The organism is Pseudoroseomonas cervicalis ATCC 49957 (assembly GCF_000164635.1).
Lineage (GTDB): Bacteria > Pseudomonadota > Alphaproteobacteria > Acetobacterales > Acetobacteraceae > Pseudoroseomonas > Pseudoroseomonas cervicalis.
On sequence record NZ_GG770778.1, the window covers coordinates 171463 to 188925 of the forward strand.

Consider the following 17463-nt stretch of genomic DNA (forward strand, 5'->3'; position numbering starts at 1 on the left):
GCAGCAGCCGGCGGCGCACCGCGCCCGGCTGACGGCGGCGCTGGCCGAGCTGCTGGAGGGCGAGCACCGCGTGCCGGAGGAGCGGCTGGCCGTCGAGGTGGCGCTGCTGGCCCAGAAATCCGATGTGCGGGAGGAGCTGGACCGGCTCGGCGCGCATGTCGAGGCGGCGCGCGCCCTGCTGGAATCGGGCGAGGCGGTGGGGCGGCGGCTGGAATTCCTGGCCCAGGAATTCGGCCGCGAGGCCAACACGCTGGGCGCCAAATCGGCCTCTCTCGCGCTGACGCGGCATTCCCTCGACCTCAAGGCCGCCATCGAGCGGCTGCGCGAGCAGGCGGCGAACATCGAATGAACCGGATCTCCCGACGCGGCATCTGCCTGGTCCTCTCGGCCCCTTCGGGCGCCGGCAAATCCTCGGTCAGCCGCGCGCTGCTGGAGCGGGAGAAGGAGCTGCGCCTGTCGGTCAGCGCCACCACCCGCGCCGCCCGCCCGGGCGAGCAGGAGGGGGTGCACTACTTCTTCAAGAGCCTGGCGGAGTTCGAGGCGATGGAGGCCGCCGGCGAGATGCTGGAAAGCGCCCATGTCTTCGGCCGCCGCTACGGCACGCCGCGCGCGCCGGTGGAGCAGGCCCTGGCCGCCGGGCGCGACGTGATGTTCGACATCGACTGGCAGGGGCATCTGCTGCTGCGCCGGGCATTGCCGGCGGATGTGGTCAGCGTCTTCCTGCTGCCGCCGAGCCTGGTGGAGCTGGAACGCCGCTTGCATGGGCGGGGCCAGGATTCCGCCGAGGAGATTGCCCGCCGCATGCACGCCGCCCGCGACGAGATCAGCCACTGGGCCGATTTCGATCATGTCCTGGTGAACCACGACTTCCACGAGACGGTCGATTCGGTGCGCGCCATCATCCATGCGGCGCGCAGCGCGCGCGCCCGGCAGCCCTGGCTGCCCGGCTTCGTCGACGGGCTGCTGCGGCCGTGAGGGGGGCGGCGGCGCCGCTCCCCGCGCCGCCCGCCCCGGCTGCGTCACGATGAACACGCTGCTCACCGTCATCGCGCCGATCTTCCTGCTGATCGGCATCGGCTATGTCTCCGCCCGCCGCCGCTGGATCTCGGAGGAGGGGCTGCGCGGCCTGACGGATTTCGTCTTCCGCCTGGCCATGCCCTGCCTGCTGCTGGCCGGCGCCACCACGCCGCACCCGGATGGCGGGGGGACGGCGCTGGCCTTCTTCACCGGCTGCCTGGCGGCCTACGGGCTGGCGCTGCTGCTGTCGCGGCTGGTGCTGCGCATGAAGCTGGGGGAGGGCGGGACCTTCGCGCTGAACGCCGCCTTCGGCAACACCGGCATGATCGGCGTGCCGCTGGTGATCGCCGCCTATGGTCAGGCCGGGCTGTCGCAGCTGCTGGCCATCATCGGGCTGCATTCGCTGATCCTGCTGCCGCTCGGCACGGTGGTGGGGGAGATCGCGCACAATGCCCGCGCGCGGATCGGCGCCATCGCCAAGTCCACCATCCTGTCGGTGCTGCGGAACCCGATCGTGCTGGCGGTGCTGCTGGGCTTCATCATCCACCAGGCGGGGCTGGAGCTGCCAGGGGTGGCGCGGCGCTTCCTGGAGATGACCGGCATGGCCGGGCCGCCGGTGGCGCTGTTCTGCCTGGGGGCCAGCCTGATCGCCTTCGACGCGCGGCGCGACTGGCCCTCGGCGCTGCTCTGCACGGCGCTGAAGCTGCTGCTGATGCCGGGGCTGGTCTGGCTGGTGGCCTGGGGCATCGGCCTGCCACGGCTTCCCACCGCGGTCGCGGTGCTGGCGGCGGCGATGCCGACGGGGGCCAATGCCTTCTTCCTGGCGCGGCGCTACGCCGCCGGGGCGGACCGCTCCGGCGCCACGGTGCTGCTCTCCACCATCCTGTCGGTGGCGACGCTGGCGGTGCTGCTGGCGGTGCTCTGAGGGGGCCGGGCGGCCCCCCCACCGGCTCAGTGCAGGGTGAGCACGCCGCGCGCGTAGCGGAACTCGGCCGGCTGGGTGAGGGCCGCGGAGGCCACGCGCACGCTGTGCAGCCGGCCCTCGATCTCGCGCTGCCAGAAATCGAGGAAGCGGTGCAGCTCCGGGAAGCGTGGCGCGTGGTCGAGCTTCTGCCACACGAAGCTCTGCAGCAGGCCTGGATGGTCGGGCAGATGGTAGAGGATTTCCGCCGTCGTCAGATGCCAGTCCGGTGCGCGGAGCAGGGCATCGATATCCCGCAGCCTCATGGGCGATGGTCTCCGTTCTCGGCGCGGGCCGTGGCTTCGGCCCGGCATCCGGCGGGGCCAAGCCCGGCCGGTGTCATCAGCATGCCATGAGGGCGGCTTGGGGCTGCAAGAAAAACCCGCAGGAAAACAGTGCCTTAGCACTCATTCGCGAAGAGTGCTGCTTGGCGCTTGACGGGCTATCCGGAGTTTCCTAGATCGTCAGCACTCGCCGGGGGTGAGTGCTAACAAGGCTTGCCCGCCGGCCGAGGCAACCGTCGCTGAATGCGCCTTGAAGGGCGTCAGGAGAGGGCCATGAAGTTTCGTCCCCTGCATGACCGCGTCGTCGTCCGCCGGCTGACCGCCGAGGAGAAGACCGCGGGCGGCATCATCATCCCCGACACCGCCAAGGAAAAGCCGATGGAAGGCGAGATCGTCGCCGTCGGGTCCGGCGCGCGCAACGAGCAGGGCGTCGTCGTCGCCCTGGACGTCAAGGTCGGTGACCGCGTGCTGTTCGGCAAGTGGTCGGGCACCGAAGTGAAGATCAGCGGCGAAGAGCTGCTGATCATGAAGGAATCCGACCTGATGGGCGTGATCGCGGCCTAATTCGCGGCCTGCGGACCCCATCCTTCCACCAGAACAGACGAGGTAATTCCCATGGCTGCTAAGGACGTTAAGTTCGGCGCCTCCGCCCGCGAGCGCATGCTGCGCGGCGTGGACATCCTGGCCGACGCCGTGAAGGTGACGCTGGGCCCGAAGGGCCGCAACGTCGTCATCGACAAGTCCTTCGGCGCGCCGCGCATCACCAAGGACGGTGTGACGGTCGCCAAGGAAATCGAGCTGGCCGACAAGTTCGAGAACATGGGCGCCCAGATGGTGCGCGAAGTGGCCTCGAAGCAGAACGACCTGGCCGGCGACGGCACCACCACCGCGACCGTGCTGGCCCAGGCCATCGTGCGCGAGGGTGCCAAGGCGGTCGCCGCCGGCATGAACCCGATGGACCTGAAGCGCGGCGTCGACAAGGCGGTCGCGGTGGTCGTCGAGGAGCTGAAGGCCCGCACCCGCAAGATCACCACCTCCGCCGAGGTGGCCCAGGTCGGCACCCTCTCCGCCAATGGCGAGGCCGAGATCGGCTCCATGATCGCCGAGGCGATGGAGAAGGTCGGCAATGAGGGCGTGATCACGGTCGAGGAAGCCAAGGGCATCCAGACCGAGCTCGACGTCGTCGAGGGCATGCAGTTCGACCGCGGCTATGTCTCCCCGTATTTCATCACGAATGCGGAGAAGATGATCGCCGAGCTCGAGAACCCCTACATCCTGATCCACGAGAAGAAGCTGTCCCAGCTGCAGCCGATGCTGCCGCTGCTGGAGAGCGTCGTGCAGTCCGGCCGTCCGCTGGTCATCGTGGCCGAGGATGTCGAGGGCGAGGCGCTGGCCACCCTGGTCGTCAACAAGCTGCGCGGTGGCCTGAAGATCGCCGCCGTGAAGGCCCCGGGCTTCGGTGACCGCCGCAAGGCGATGCTCGAGGACATCGCGATCCTGACCGGTGGCCAGGTGATCTCCGAGGATCTCGGCATCAAGCTCGAGACCGTCACGCTGCAGATGCTTGGCCAGGCCAAGACCATCCGCATCGAGAAGGAGAACACCACGATCGTCGACGGCGCCGGCTCCAAGGACGACATCCAGGGCCGCGTCGAGCAGATCAAGGCGCAGATCGAGGAGACCACCTCGGACTACGACCGTGAGAAGCTGCAGGAGCGCCTGGCGAAGCTGGCCGGCGGCGTGGCCGTCATCCGCGTCGGCGGCGGTTCCGAGGTCGAGGTGAAGGAGCGCAAGGACCGCGTCGACGACGCGCTGCACGCGACCCGCGCCGCCGTCGAGGAAGGCATCGTCCCGGGTGGTGGCGTGGCCCTGCTGCGCGCCGCGGCGAAGCTCGCCGACCTGAAGGGCGACAACAACGACCAGCATGTCGGCATCGAGATCGTGCGCCGCGCCATCAGCGTGCCGCTGAAGCAGATCGCCGAGAACGCCGGCAAGGACGGCGCCGTGATCGCCGGTGAAGTCCTGCGCGACGACACCTACGAGTACGGCTACGACGCCCAGGCCGACGAGTACAAGAACCTGGTGCAGGCCGGCATCATCGACCCGACCAAGGTCGTGCGCACCGCCCTGCAGGACGCGGCCTCGGTCGCCTCGCTGCTGATCACCACCGAGGCGATGATCGCCGAGCGTCCCGAGAAGAAGGCTCCGGCCGGCGCTCCGGGCGGCATGGGTGGCATGGGCGGCGACATGGACTTCTGATCCTTCCGGATCAGGGTTCACCCGACCAAACGACGGGGGGCGGTCCGCAAGGGCCGCCCCCTTTCGCATGCCGCGATGTTGTTCCTGAATCGTCATGAACTCCGCCGGTTTGCGTTGACAGTTCGGTAACGATCTGCCCCACTTCGACTCAGCCAACCGCGTCCCTTCGCCTTGCCGTGCCTCCGGAGACCCGGATCGCCCACAAGCCGTCCGGGGATGACAGGGGGCCACCAGGCGGGGGCGCTCGTGCCTCCGTCGCCAGAAGGAGCGCGTCGCATGGCGATCGGCACCGTGAAGTGGTTCAACGCGACCAAGGGCTTCGGCTTCATCGTCCCGCAGGATGGCGGCAAGGATGTGTTCGTGCACATCACCGCCGTGCAGAAGGCGGGGCTGCAGGGGCTGAACGAGAACCAGAAGATCAGCTACGACGTGGTGATGGAGCGCGGCAAGGCCGCCGCCACCAACCTCAAGCCGCTCTGATCCCGGCGCGGACAGGGGCGGGCACGCGGCGCCAGCCGGTTTCCACCATGCCCCTGCCGCTTTTCCTCGCGCGCCTCTCCAAGCTCGCCATGGTGGCGGCGCTGGCCGCTTTCGCCCTGCTGGTGGCCTGGAACAATTTGGTCGATTACGGCTCGAACTTCGCCTTCGTGGCGCATGTGCTGAGCATGGACACGACCTTCCCCGACACTGCGCTGCGCCACCGCGCCATCACCGCGCCGGCGCTGTGGCATGCGGGCTATGGGCTGATCATCCTGGGCGAGGCGCTGACCGGCCTGGCCTTCGCCGCCTCGGCCGTGCTGATGGCGCGCGGGCTGCGCGGCCCGGGCTTCGCCGCGGCCAAGGGCTGGGCGCAGCTCGGCGCCGCGCTCGGCGTCCTGGTCTGGTTCCTGGGCTTCCAGGTGATCGGCGGCGAGTGGTTCCTGATGTGGCAATCCGCCACCTGGAACGGGCAGGAGGCGGCCTTCCGCTTCACCACCACGATCCTGCTCGTCACCCTCTATGTGGTGCTGCCGGAGAGCTTCGGCGGCGCGGCGGGGCGGCGCGACAGGCCGCCACCGCCGGGCTGAGCCGCCTCAGCCGCCCGCCGGCGCTTCCCAGCCGATGGCGCGGCGCAGGAAGGCGGCGCCGATCGCGGCGAAGCGCGCCACCTCCGCATTGTCCTTGCCATAGCCATGGCCGCCGGCCTCGGGCTCGTAGAACCAGGCGGCGTAGCCCATCTCCTGCAACCTGGCGGCCATCTTGCGGGCATGGCCGGGATGCACCCGGTCGTCGCGCCGCGTCGTCGCCAGCAGGATAGGCGGGTAGGGCCGGCCCGGCTCTACCGCCTGATAGGCGGAGAAATGGCGCATGAAGGCCCAATCCTCCGGCTTGTCCGGGTCGCCATATTCGGCGATCCAGCTCGCCCCGGCCAGCAGCTTGGTGTAGCGGCGCATGTCGATCAGCGGGATGGTGCAGAACAGCGCGCCGAACCGCTCCGGATAGCGGGTCAGCATGTTGGCGATCAGCAGCCCGCCATTCGAGCCGCCCTCGGCGGCGATGCGGCCGGGCACGGTGACGCCGCGCCGCACCAGATCCTGGGCGATGGCGGCGAAATCATCATGGCTCTGCCGCTTCCTCGGGCCGCGCCCGGCCTCGTGCCAGGCGGTGCCGAACTCGCCGCCGCCGCGGATCTGGCCGATCACCGCCGTGCCGCCCTTCTCCAGCCAGAGCCGGCCGGTGGTCGCCGAATAGTAGGGCAGGCGCGAGATCTGGAAACCGCCATAGGCGGAGAGATGCACCGGCGCCTGGCCGCTCTCGTCGCGCGGGCCGATCTGCACATAGGGGATGCGCTCCCCGTCGGTGGAGACCGCCTCATGCCGCGTCACCGTCAGGCCGCTGGCGTCGAAGCTGGGCGTCGAGGCCTTCAGCAGCGCCGGCGCGGCGGGGGCGCTGGCGCTGGCCAGCAGCAATTGCGGCGGCGTCACCGGGTCCTGCGCCATCACCAGCAGCGTGCCGTCGGATTCCTCCGCCTCGGCGTCCAGCGGCCAGAGATCGACCACGCCGATGCGCGGCAGGCCGGGCAGGTCCTGGCTCGCCCAGGCGCCGGGGCCGGGGGTGAACAGGCGGTAGAGAGGCGCGAGATTGTCCAGCACCGACAGCACCAGCCGCCCGTCGCACCAGAAGAAGCCCTGCAGCGCCAGGCGCGGCCCGGGGGTGAACAGGATCTGCGGCGCGACCCGCCCGGCCAGAAGATCGGCCAGCGACAGGCCGAGCAGCGTGTCGGTGGCATAGGTCTCGCCCTCCACCGTCCAGGGGGTGCGCGGCTTCACCGCCAGATGGCCGTGCTGCCAGGTGTAGTGCGCGTCGCTCGGCAGGGGCAGGCGGGTCTTCGGGCCGTCGCGGTCGCCCAGCCAGACGGTGACGTCGAAGAAGCCGGTGCGCTCGATGAAGACCAGGATCTCCTGGCCGCCCTCATGCTCCACCATGCCGCCGACCGACATGCTGGCCTCCGGCGCCTCGAACAGCACCGGCGCCTCCAGCGGCGCGCCGCCGCGCCGCCACAGCCGTACCGTGCGGGCATAGCCCGAGCTGGTTGCATTGCCCGCGCCCAGCGCGGTGGAGAGCAGCAGCGTGTCGCGGTCCAGCCAGGCGGCGCCGGACTTGGCCTCGGGCAGGGTGAAGCCGTCCTCGACGAAGCGCCGCGTGGGGATGTCGAATTCGCGGATCACCACCGCATCGCCACCGCCGCGCGACAGGCGCAGCAGCGCGCGGTCATGCCGGCCGGGCAGGGTGGCGGAGCCGGCCCAGACCCAGTCCTCGCCCTCGGTGGCGGCCAGCGCGTCAAGGTCGAGCAGCACCTCCCACTCCGGCGACTCGGTGCGGAAGGAGTCCAGGCTGGTGCGGCGCCACAGCCCGCGCGGATGCGCCGCATCCTGCCAGAGATTGAACAGATGGGCGCCGCGCCGGGTGACATGCGGCAGCTTGCCGGGACGGTCCAGCGCCGCCTTCAGCCCGTCGCGATCCGCCGCCAGCCGGGCATCCTCCAGCGCCGCCAGGGTGCGGGCATTCTGCGCCGCCACCCATTCCAGCGCCCGCCCGCCCTCGATCTCCTCCAGCCACAGGAAGGGATCCTCGTCCATTTTTTTGTCCTCTGCCGGTCAGGGCCGCGACGGGAGGGGCTGCACTGGGACGGGGCGCTCCGGCCCGGCGGTGCGTGGCGTCTCGCCCCGTGGCCACCGCCACCCCGCTTCCACCGCCGCGTCCCGCCTCCCCACAAGACGGCGGCAGCCCGAAAAAAATCAAACGATCTGGTAGCGGGCCTTGGCGGCGCGTTCGATGGCGCCGGCGATCAGGCGGTCGATATCCATGGTGATGCGGAAATCCTGCAGGAAGCGGAGTTCCTCCTGCGTCGCATCGCCATCGGCGGCGGCGACCTCGCAGGCCAGCAGATAGGCGGTCTCGCGCAGGCGCGGCGGCAGGGCGTCGCGGATCAGCTCGCAGGCGCGGTCCAGCCCGTCCGACTGCTCCAGCAGGCGCAGGCAGGTCTCGGTCACCGCCTCGATCTCCTGCGGATGGAAATCCGAGAACACCGGCAGCTCCTGCACCAGGCGGGACATCATCGCCAGCTCGGCATCCGACATGGCGCGGTCGGCGGCGGACATCAGCACCATGGCGCAGATCAGCGCCTCCTGGGCCGTGAAGCGGATCTTGGTGTGCGGCATCGGATCATCCTTCCTGGCCAAGCGGTACCGCCTCGGCCGTCGCGGTTCAACGCCCCGCCAGGAAGGCGGTTGTCTCCCGCACCGCATCGGCGAGGCCGAGGCGCTGCGGCGCCACCCCCTCCGGCAGCCCGGCCAGCAGGCGGGAGGGGGTGCGCGGGTCGAGCAGCACGAACACGCCCCGGTCATCGGCGCGGCGGATCAGCCGGCCGAAGGCCTGGCGCAGCCGGTGCCGGGCGATGGCATCATCATACAGGCCGGGGCGCCCGCCGGAGAGATGGATGCGCCGCTCCCGGTGCAGGATGGAGGGGCGCGGCCAGGGCACCCGGTCGAACACCAGCAGCCGCAGCGCCCGGCCGGGCACATCCACCCCGTCGCGCAGCGCGTCGGTGCCAAGCAGACAAGAGTCCTCTTCAGCGCGAAAAATGTCGACCAGGGTGGCGCTGTCCATGGCGTCCACATGCTGGGCGTAGAGCGGCAGCCCGGCCTCGGCGAGTGCCGGCGCGATGCGGGCATGCACGTCGCGCAGCCGGCGGATGGCGGTGAACAGGCCGAGCCCGCCGCCGCCCGCCGCCAGGAAGAGCTGCTGCATCGCCGCCGCCACCTGGCCCGGGCTGTCGCGGTTCATGTCGTCGACGATGAAGGCGCGGGTGTTGGCGGCGTAGTCGAAGGGGGAGGGGAGCGCCGCGCGCACCGCCGGGGCTGGCAGGTGCTGCACGCCGGTGCGGGCCTCGGCCTCGCGCCAGGCGGATTCGGGGTCCTTCCGGGCTGCGTCGCGCAGCGTGGCGGAGGCGATCAGCACGCCATGCGCCGGTGCCGCCACCTGCGTCGCGAAGGGCATGGTCGGGTCCAGCCAGTGGCGGTGCAGGCCGGCATCGATGTCGCGCCCCTCGCGCCGGGTCAGCGCCAGCCAGTCCACATAGGTCGGGCGCTGGCCGGGCTCGGCCGGCTCCTCGTGCAGGCGGCGCAGCATGGACAGCCAGGCGGCGAGCGGCATCAGCGCGCGGCGCTCGATGCTGCGGCTGGCGGTCTCCAGCCGGATGCGCGTGCCGGTCTCCAGCTCCTGGTCCGGGTCCTCCAGCAGGGTGGTGAGCAGCGAGGCCAGGTGCTTCAGCGGGTCGCGCAGCCGCTCCAGCGCCACCTCCAGCGCCACGGCGGCGGGGGTCATGTCTTCCAGGAGCGGATGCAGGTCGCATTCGGCGTCGTAGAGCGGGTCGCCCTCGGCGGTGCGGGCCAGCACCTGGGCGCGCACGGCGCGCAGGAAATCCTCGGCCGGCACGCTGTCGCGGAAGGGGCGCGGGCGCGGGATGCCGGGGGCGGCGGGCAGGGCCGGGCCGCGCGGATCCTCGGGCAGCTCTTCGCGGTCCTCGGCGCGCTCGGCATCCTCCTCCGGCAGGGCGGCCCAGCGGTCCCACCAGCCGGGGGAGGGCAGAGCCCGCGCCGCATGCTCGATCAGCTCCAGCGGCGGCACCAGGGCCGGGTGCTCGGCCAGCATGTCTTCCAGCCGCCGGCGCAGGCCGCGGGCGCGGCCGCGGCCGCCCTCGTTGCCGAGCAGCCAGCGGCGCAGCTCGGCCATCTCGGCGCCCGACAGCTCGGCCGAGAAGGCGCCATCGGCGGCGTCGAACAGGTGGTGGCCCTCGTCGAAGACATAGCGCAGCGCCGGACCGTCCTCGCCGCCGCCGAGTGCGGCCTGCACCATCACCAGCGCGTGGTTGGCCACCACCAGATGCGCCCCTGCGGCGCGGCGGATGGAATGCTCGACATAGCAGCGCTTCCAGTGCGGGCAGGCGGAGTGGATGCACTCGCCGCGCCGGTCGGCCAGCAGGGAGATGGCACCGGCCGGGAACAGCTCCGCCAGCCAGCCGGGGAAGTCGCCGCCCAGCAGATCGCCATCCCGCGTCGCCAGCGCCCAGCGCGCCACCAGGCCGAGCGCCACCAGCCGCGCCGGCATGGCGCCGGTCACCGCCTCGTCATAGTTCAACAGACACAGGTAGTTCTCGCGGCCCTTGCGGATGACGACCCGCTTCCGCCGGTCCTCGGGGTCCGGGTAGAGGCGCGCCAGCTCCTGGTCGAGCTGGCGCTGCAGGTTGCGGGTGTAGGTGGCGATCCAGACGGGGGCGCCATTGCGCTCGGCCCAGAGGCTGGCCGGCGCCACATAGCCCAGCGTCTTGCCGGTGCCCGTGCCGGCCTCGGCCAGCACCAGGCGCGGCTCGCCCGGGGTCTCGCGCGGAGTGAAGGCCAGGCTGGCGGCGGAGGCGAAATCCGCCTGGGAAGGGCGCTGCTCCGCCCCATCGCCCAGGATCTCGGCCAGGCGCGAGCGCGCCTCGGTGGGGGTGACGGCGTGGCTGGCGGGGGGCGGGGGCGGCGCCTCCTCCTCCCATTCCGGCAAGGCGCGCCAGACCTTCAGCGCGTCCTGGGAGGGGCGGGCGGATGGCAGGCCGAGGGCCGCCAGCACCGAGGGCGTCCAGGCCCAATCCGCCGCCTGCGCCATGCGCGCGGCCAGCGCCCCGGCATCCTTGTTCAGCGGCGCGGAGCGGGCGCGGGCCAGGCGGCGCAGCAATTCGGTCGCGATCTCGGGCAGCAGGGCGGCGGCGCTCTCGGCATCCTCGGGCGGGGTCATGTCGAGGGCCAGCGCCAGGCCGCGCGGCGTGGGCGGGGCGGGCTGCGCCGGCAGGCAGAAGGCGAACAACTCCAAGAGATCCCAGGCGCCGGGCAGGCCGGGCAGGTTCAGCCGCTTCGCCACCGCCGGCGCGTGCACCAGGATCGGCGGGCCGAATTCCCGCAGCAGCCCGGGCAGCTCGGCCGGGCGGGGGGTGAACAGCTCGCCATCCGGGGTCAGCAGCGCGGCGCGGCCCGGGGCGGGGGCGACGAGCGCCGGCGCGTCCGGCAGCAACAGGCGGGGGGGGAGGGCGCTGGCAGGCCCTTGGGCGGAGGACACCGGCGGACCCTAGGGGCAAAAGGCGAACAAGGCCAGGATCGGCCAGGGCTTTTCCAAAAGATGATGGCACCGCAAGCAAAGGAGGGCTGCCACGCTTGGAGAGCGCGTTGACCGGCGCCCGCCGCGCTGGCATGGGGCGGGCATGACCGCCGATCCCTCCCTCCGTACCGTCAAGGCCTGGCCCTTCGAGGAAGCCGCCAAGGTCGCCGATCGCATCCAGGCGGCGGGGAAACCGGCGGCGCTGTTCGAGACGGGCTACGGCCCCTCGGGTCTGCCGCATATCGGCACCTTCGGCGAGGTGGCGCGCACCACCTGGGTCAAGCGCGCCTTCGAGCGGCTGACCGGCCTGCCGGCGCGGCTCGTCGCCTTCTCGGACGACATGGACGGGCTGCGCAAGATCCCGGACAACATCCCGAATGGCGAGGCGCTGCGGCCGCATCTGGGCAAGTCGCTGACCGCCATCCCCGACCCCTTCGGCACGCATGAGAGCTTCGGGCACCACAACAATGCCCGGCTGCGCGCCTTCCTCGACGCCTTCGGCTTCGAGTACGAATTCGCCTCCGCCACCGACTACTACAAGTCCGGCCGCTTCGACGCCGCCCTGCTGCGCATGCTGCAATGCCATGAGGAGGTGCGGCAGGTGATCCTGCCGACCCTCGGGCCGGACCGCCGCGCCACCTACTCCCCCTTCCTGCCGGTGCATCCCAAGACCGGGGTGGTGATGCAGGTGCCGATGGAAGAGGTCCGGCCGCAGGACGGCACCGTGGTGTGGCGCGACCCGGAGAGCGGCGAGCGCTTCGAGAGCCCGGTGACCGGCGGCCATGTGAAGGCGCAGTGGAAGGCCGACTGGGCGATGCGCTGGTATGCCCTCGGCGTCGATTACGAGATGTCGGGCAAGGATCTGATCGACAGCGTCAAGCTCTCCTCGGCGATCTGCCGGGTGCTGGGGGCGGAGCCGCCGGTCAGCATGACCTATGAGCTGTTCCTCGACGCCAATGGCCAGAAGATCAGCAAGTCCAAGGGCAATGGCCTGACCATCGAGGAATGGCTGCGCTACGCCCCGCCCGAGAGCCTGGCCTATTTCATGTACCAGCAGCCGGGCCGGGCCAAGCGGCTGCATTTCGACGTCATCCCGCGCGCCACCGACGAGTATCTGCAACAGAGGGAAAAGCTGCGGGCCAATCTCGACCCGGCCAATCCCGACTGGCACATCCATGGCGGCGAGGCGCCGAACACGCCCGAGCCGCCGCTGACCTTCGGCATGCTGATGAACCTGGCGACCGTCTCGGCCGCCGACACGCCGGAGCGGCTGTGGAAATTCGTCCGCAACTACGCCCCCGGCGCGACGCCGGAGAACCAGCCGCTGCTGGGCCGGCTGGTGGAATACGCGGTCGCCTATTCGCGCGACTTCATCCTGCCGACCCTGAAGCCGCGCGCCCCGACCGCCGAGGAGCGGCCCTGCTTCCAGGCGCTGATCGACCTGCTGCGCGCGCACCGGGACGAGATCGAGGCGCTGCCGCCCGGCCTGCCCCAGGCGGAGCGCATCCAGGTCGATGTCTATGATGCCGGCCGGCGCGAGCCCTTCATCCAGGTGATGAAGGACGGCTCCCCGGGTGTGGCGCGCGGCTGGTTCAACGCGCTCTACCAAGTGCTGGTCGGCGCCGACCAGGGGCCGCGCTTCGGCAGCCTGGCCGCCGCCTATGGCGTCGAGGAGACCATCCGGCTGGTCGAGGAGGCGCTGGCCCGCCCGCCCGAAGCCGCGGCCACGGCGGAGAGCCCGGCGGCGTGAAAGCCGTGCTCGCGGCGCTGCGGCGGCATGGGCCGACGGTGTTCGGCCTGCTGCTGCTGGCCGGCGCCGTCTTCGTGGTGCAGCGGGAGTTCCGCCACCTCTCGCTGGCCGAGATCCGTCAGGCGCTCGGCAACGTGCCCACGCACACGCTGTGGGTGGCGGCGGGGTGGACGCTGCTCGCCTATGCGGTGCTCACCATCTACGACCGGCTCGGCTCGGTCTATGCCGGCAAGCCGGTCAGCTATCTCCGCACCTCGCTGGCCTCCTTCTGCGCCTATACGCTGGCGCACAATCTGGGCTTCGCCGCCGTCTCGGGGGCGGCGGTGCGCTACCGCTTCTACGCCGCCTGGGGGCTCTCGCCGGGCGAGATCGCCAAGGTCATCGCCTTCACCAGCCTGACCTTCGGGCTGGGCGGCATGGCGCTGGGCGGGCTGGTGCTGATCCTGGAGCCGGAGGTGGTGCCCTGGCTCGGCGAGCACACGCCGCACTGGACCATGCAGTTGGTCGGCGTGGCGCTGCTCGGCGTGGTGGCGGGCTACCTGCTGCTGTCGCGCTTCCTGCCGCATTTCCACGCCTTCGGCCACCGCATCGACCTGCCGGGCTTCCGCATGGCCTGCGCCCAGACGGCGCTGGCCACGGTGGATGTGGCGGTCACCGCGATGATCTTCTACGCCCTGCTGCCGCCGGCCGAGGGGCTCAGCTTCGCCCGCTTCATCGGCCTGTATCTGGCGGCCTATACGGCGGGCTTGGCCGCGAATGTGCCGGGCGGGCTCGGCGTGTTCGACACGGCGATCCTGGTCGGGCTGCAGCCCTATGTCTCGGCGCCCGAGGTGATCAGCGCGCTGCTGCTGTTCCGCTTCTACTACTACATCATCCCGCTCTTCCTGGCCGGCGCGCTGTTCGCCGGCTTCGAGCTGAACCAGCGCCGGCATTTGCTCAGCCGCATCGGGCCGGAGACGCGGGTGGCGGATTCGCTGGAGGGGCCGGTGCTGGCCGGGCTGTCCGGCATCGCCGGCGCGGCGCTGCTGTTCATCGGCGCGCTGCCGGCGCGCGGCTCGCGCCTCGCCCTCTGGGCCGGGGAATGGGCGGCGCTGGCCAGCCATTTCGCCGCCTCGGTGATCGGCTCGCTGCTGCTGGTGGCGGCCTATGGCATGCTGCGGCGGCTGCGCATCGCCTGGGCCAGCGGCATCGTGCTGCTGCTGCTGGGCGGCGTGGTGGCGCTGCTGCGCGGCGAGCCCTGGTTCATCTCCGGCGGCTTCATCGCGCTCTCCGGCCTGCTGGCCTGCATCCGCACCGCCTTCTACCGCGATGCGCGGCTGACGGGGGAGCCGCTCTCGGCCGCCACGCTGCTGCCGCTGGTGGTGACGCTGGGGGCGGCGCTGACGCTGGCGCGCATCGCCTGGCGCGAGCCGGTGGCGGAGGAGCCCTGGTGGGCGGTGCCCTTCCTGGCCGAGACGCCGCACACGCTGCGCTTCGCGGTTGGCCTCTGCGGCGTGCTGCTGCTGGTGGCGGCGCTGCGGCTGCTGCGCCCGGCGCGGCTGCGCCCGGCGGCCTTCGACATGGCCGCCCGCACCCGGCTGGCGGCGCTGGGCGGGCGGGTGCCGGCGCAGGCGGATGGCGCGCTGTTCACCGATGGCGCCACGGCGGGGCTGGCCTTCCTGAAGCGCGAGGATGTCTGGGTGGGGCTCGGCGACCCGGCCGGCGACAAGGCCGGGCAGCTGGCGGTGCTGTGGCGCTTCCGCGACCTGTGCGAGCGCAACGGTGTCGGCCACGCCTTCCACCGGGTGGGACCGGCCATGCTGCGGCTCTACGAGGATACCGGCCTGGCCTGCCACCCGCTGGGCGATGGAACCTATCTGGCGCTGCCGGCCGGCGCCGATCCGGAGGCGCTGCTGGAGCGGCTCGCCGATCCGCAGCTGCCCATCCCGGCCGAGGCGGAGACGCCGCGCGAGGGCTGAGCGGCGGGGCCGTGTTCCGGCCCCTGCCGCCCCGGGCCGATCAAGGCTGAACGGAGATGGGCCGTCGGGCGAAGCCACCCTGAAGGCTGGCATGGCCGCCCGGAGGCTGCCCCGTTCATGCGGCGTGCAGGGGCAGGGGCAGGGGCTGTCCCGGCGGCGCATGGGGGCCGGCGCGGCTCATGCTGCGCCCCCGGCCGAGGCACCCGCCCCGCCCCCCACCTCCCCCTGGACGGCGGCAGCCCGAACAGAGTCCCGCTTCAAAACCCGACGGCGGCAGCCCGAAAAAACTATTGGCTGGCCCAGAGGATGCGGTGGATCCAGGCGATCTCGGCGAGGTCGAAGCTGTAGCCGGGATGGGCCGGGTTCAGGCTGGCCAGCTCGATGCGGCGGGCGGATTGGCGGAGCAGTTCCTTGGCCATCACCTCGCCCTTCAGGGTGCGGACCACGACGCGGTCGCCGCGGCGCACCGGGGCGTTGGGCGAGACGATGATGATGTCGCCATCGCGGAACACCGGCTCCATGCTGTCGCCGGAGATCTCCAGCGCATAGGCGTTGGGGTCGGACAGCTCTGGCGTGGAGATCTCGTCCCAGCCGGCGCCGACCGGGTATCCGCCATCGCCGAAATAGCCGTCGCCGCCGGCCTGGGCCAGGCCGATCAGCGGGATGCGCCGGCCGGGCATGCTGCGCGGGCTGCGGTTCAGCGCCGCGGCGGCGCCGGTGACCAGCGCCGCGAAGCTCTCCATGTCGGTGCCGGTGGCGGCGAGGATCTTCGCCACCGATTCGGTGGAGGGCCAGCGCGCCCTTCCATCCGTGCCGAGGCGCTTGGAGGGGTTGAAGGCGGTGGGGTCGAGCCCGGCCTTGCGGGCCAGGCCCGAGGGGGAGAGCCCGTGCTCGGCCGCCAGGGCATCGACCGCCCGCCAGATGTCGTCGTGACGCATGGGTGGATGATCCTAGGTTCCTCGTCCGAACACAATAGGAAGATCATCACAGATAGGTGTTGACGCCTAGAATACGCCCGCGCAAGGATTAAGAGGTCATCAACCAAGAGGCGAGGAAAATACCCCATGCCAGCTGCTCCCCGCGCCCACACGGCCCCTGTCCTGGCCTCCCTCGCCAAGGCTGAACCCTTCCACAGCGCCGAGGAGGCCTGGCTCTGGACCATGGCCGCGCTGGTGGCGCGGCGGGAGGGGGCGCGAATCGTCGCCGGCGCCGGCCGCACCCAGCGCCCCTGCGAGCCCGACGATGTGGTGAAATGCCTCGACCGGCTGTATCGCCAGCGCCGGGTCGATCTGCAGCATGCCCGCATCCTGCGCCTCTGGGGCGAGCGCGGCCAGGCGCCCGACCCGCGCTACCCGGCCGAGCGCGGCGACTGGCGGCTGTGGAGCGAGGCGCTGTCGCGGCTGGACTGGCCGCTGCGCAACAAGGGCATCGTCGCCGGCCCGGCGCTGCGCGCGCCGGAAGGCGCCGAATTGCTGCCCTGGCCCGGGCGGGCGTGACGTGACGGCGCCGCGCCTCGCGCCCCGCATCGCGCCGCGCCACCAGCTGGAGGAGGGGGCGCAGCGCGTCTGGATCGGCTTCGGCGGCCGCGCCGACCGGCTCTGGCTGCGGCTGCTGCGCCCCGGCTTCCGCCACTGCTTCGCCGTGCTCGAGGATGCGCGCGGCTGGACGGTGGTGGAGCCGCTCTCCGGCCGGCTGCTGGTGGCGCGGCCCGAACTGGTCGAGGGCTTCGACCTGCCGGGCTTCTACCGCCGCGCCGGGCTGACCCTGCTCGGCCCCTTCACGCCGGGGCCGCCGGTCTGCGCCTGGCGGCCGGAGCTGTCCCCGTATTCCTGCGTCACGGTGTGCCGCGCTTTGCTGGGGGCGGCGGCGCCCTTCGCCCTGACGCCGCGCGGCCTCTACCGGCGGTTGGAGAAAATTTCCGGCGATAGGAATAAAATCATTGACGCGGAGCTTGCCGAGGCGTAAGACAGGCCCCGTCACCGGGCGAGTTGCGCCCGGCGGCATCCTCCCGATCCCCCAAGACTGCGCGCGGCCCGCCGGATCCCTCCGGCGGGCCGCGCGGCTTTTGGGCGATCGCTCTCCGCCGCCAAAGCAGAGGAGCCCGCACGCGCATGGGTGGCCTGTTCCGTGCCCCGAAGCCGGTGGTCGTCAGGACCGAGCCGGTCCCCGCCAGCCCCCCCGCCCCCAGCCCGGAGGCGGTCGCCCAGACCGCCCGGCTGGAGAGCCAGGACCGCGCCCGCCGCGGCCTGGCCGGCACCATCGCGACCTCCGCCCGCGGCGTGCTCGAGCCGCTGCCGCCCGGCCTGGCCGGGTCGCGCAAGACCCTGCTCGGGGAGTGAGCGGATGCGCCCGACCCCCGAGACGATCCTGCCGCGCTACCAGGCGGCCCTGGCCCGGCGCCGCCCCTGGGAGGGCGTCTGGCAGGAATGCTACGACCATGTCCTGGCCCAGACCCCCGGCAGCGGCGGCGCCATGCTGTATGACGCGACCGCGCCCGACGCGGCCGAGCAGCTGGCCGCCTCGCTGCTGGCCGAGCTGACGCCGCCCTGGTCGCGCTGG

18 protein-coding genes are annotated in these 17463 nt (G+C 71.9%); 13 read left to right on the top strand and 5 right to left on the bottom strand.

The window, feature by feature from the left end; all coding sequences use genetic code 11:
- The 3 genes from HMPREF0731_RS08130 to HMPREF0731_RS08140 form a co-directional block, all read left to right on the top strand.
- On the top strand, positions 1-349 hold a 349-nt coding region (locus HMPREF0731_RS08130; RefSeq protein ID WP_007003593.1), incomplete at its 5' end, for a DUF1732 domain-containing protein.
- Positions 346-975, top strand: coding sequence for a guanylate kinase (gene gmk / locus HMPREF0731_RS08135; protein ID WP_007003594.1), 630 nt, complete (start codon positions 346-348; stop codon positions 973-975). The genes HMPREF0731_RS08130 and gmk, both read left to right, overlap by 4 nt.
- Before the next feature lie 49 nt (positions 976-1024).
- On the top strand, positions 1025-1942 hold the full coding sequence (locus HMPREF0731_RS08140; RefSeq protein WP_007003595.1) for an AEC family transporter: 918 nt from the start codon (positions 1025-1027) through the stop codon (positions 1940-1942).
- Between the two features lie 26 nt (positions 1943-1968).
- Here HMPREF0731_RS08140 and HMPREF0731_RS08145 read toward each other — a convergent pair whose 3' ends face one another.
- Positions 1969-2244 carry an usg protein gene (locus HMPREF0731_RS08145; protein ID WP_007003596.1) on the bottom strand — a complete coding sequence of 92 codons (276 nt, stop codon included), beginning with the start codon at positions 2242-2244 and terminating at the stop codon, positions 1969-1971.
- Between the two features lie 291 nt (positions 2245-2535).
- On the opposite strand from HMPREF0731_RS08145, the gene groES reads away from it, so the two are divergent.
- From groES to HMPREF0731_RS08165, 4 genes are all read left to right on the top strand, one after another.
- Complete coding sequence (gene groES, locus HMPREF0731_RS08150; RefSeq protein WP_040612562.1) at positions 2536-2826, top strand: co-chaperone GroES; 291 nt, start codon at positions 2536-2538, stop codon at positions 2824-2826.
- Positions 2827-2877: 51 nt separating this feature from the next.
- Entirely contained in the window at positions 2878-4521 is a 1644-nt protein-coding gene (gene groL, locus HMPREF0731_RS08155) for a chaperonin GroEL (RefSeq protein ID WP_007003598.1), read from the top strand.
- Between the two features lie 276 nt (positions 4522-4797).
- Positions 4798-5001: a cold-shock protein gene (locus HMPREF0731_RS08160; RefSeq protein WP_007003599.1), complete on the top strand. Its 204-nt coding sequence runs from the start codon at positions 4798-4800 to the stop codon at positions 4999-5001.
- Between the two features lie 47 nt (positions 5002-5048).
- Complete coding sequence (locus HMPREF0731_RS08165) at positions 5049-5588, top strand: DUF2165 family protein (RefSeq protein ID WP_007003600.1); 540 nt, start codon at positions 5049-5051, stop codon at positions 5586-5588.
- Between the two features lie 6 nt (positions 5589-5594).
- On the opposite strand, the gene HMPREF0731_RS08170 is transcribed toward HMPREF0731_RS08165, so the two are convergent.
- The 3 genes from HMPREF0731_RS08170 to HMPREF0731_RS08180 all read right to left on the bottom strand — a co-directional run bounded on the left by HMPREF0731_RS08170 (position 5595) and on the right by HMPREF0731_RS08180 (position 11157).
- Positions 5595-7640 (bottom strand): prolyl oligopeptidase family serine peptidase, encoded by a 2046-nt coding sequence (locus HMPREF0731_RS08170; RefSeq protein WP_007003601.1) that lies wholly within the window; start codon positions 7638-7640, stop codon positions 5595-5597.
- Between the two features lie 159 nt (positions 7641-7799).
- Positions 7800-8222, bottom strand: a complete 423-nt coding sequence (locus HMPREF0731_RS08175) for a tellurite resistance TerB family protein (protein ID WP_007003602.1) — start codon at positions 8220-8222, stop codon at positions 7800-7802.
- A gap of 46 nt (positions 8223-8268) precedes the next feature.
- Positions 8269-11157 (bottom strand): ATP-dependent DNA helicase, encoded by a 2889-nt coding sequence (locus HMPREF0731_RS08180; RefSeq protein WP_245538288.1) that lies wholly within the window; start codon positions 11155-11157, stop codon positions 8269-8271.
- 142 nt (positions 11158-11299) lie between these two features.
- Here HMPREF0731_RS08180 and HMPREF0731_RS08185 point away from each other — a divergent pair, with 142 nt between their 5' ends.
- Both HMPREF0731_RS08185 and HMPREF0731_RS08190 read left to right on the top strand, forming a co-directional pair.
- Positions 11300-12946 carry a lysine--tRNA ligase gene (locus tag HMPREF0731_RS08185; protein ID WP_007003605.1) on the top strand — a complete coding sequence of 549 codons (1647 nt, stop codon included), beginning with the start codon at positions 11300-11302 and terminating at the stop codon, positions 12944-12946.
- Positions 12943-14904 carry a lysylphosphatidylglycerol synthase domain-containing protein gene (locus tag HMPREF0731_RS08190; protein ID WP_007003606.1) on the top strand — a complete coding sequence of 654 codons (1962 nt, stop codon included), beginning with the start codon at positions 12943-12945 and terminating at the stop codon, positions 14902-14904. The genes HMPREF0731_RS08185 and HMPREF0731_RS08190 overlap by 4 nt, the downstream gene beginning before the upstream one ends.
- A 287-nt stretch (positions 14905-15191) precedes the next feature.
- On the opposite strand, the gene HMPREF0731_RS08195 is transcribed toward HMPREF0731_RS08190, so the two are convergent.
- Complete coding sequence (locus tag HMPREF0731_RS08195) at positions 15192-15842, bottom strand: S24 family peptidase (protein WP_007003607.1); 651 nt, start codon at positions 15840-15842, stop codon at positions 15192-15194.
- A 126-nt stretch (positions 15843-15968) separates the two neighbouring features.
- On the opposite strand from HMPREF0731_RS08195, the gene HMPREF0731_RS08200 reads away from it, so the two are divergent.
- The 4 genes from HMPREF0731_RS08200 to HMPREF0731_RS08215 form a co-directional block, all read left to right on the top strand.
- Entirely contained in the window at positions 15969-16400 is a 432-nt protein-coding gene (locus HMPREF0731_RS08200; RefSeq protein ID WP_007003608.1) for a hypothetical protein, read from the top strand.
- A 1-nt stretch (position 16401) separates the two neighbouring features.
- A complete protein-coding gene (locus tag HMPREF0731_RS08205; protein WP_007003609.1) occupies positions 16402-16869 on the top strand; it encodes a hypothetical protein in 468 nt (155 codons plus the stop codon).
- Positions 16870-17015: 146 nt separating this feature from the next.
- Positions 17016-17243, top strand: coding sequence for a hypothetical protein (locus HMPREF0731_RS08210; RefSeq protein WP_007003611.1), 228 nt, complete (start codon positions 17016-17018; stop codon positions 17241-17243).
- Positions 17244-17247: 4 nt separating this feature from the next.
- The coding region (locus HMPREF0731_RS08215) for a portal protein (protein ID WP_007003612.1) at positions 17248-17463 on the top strand (216 nt) is incomplete at its 3' end.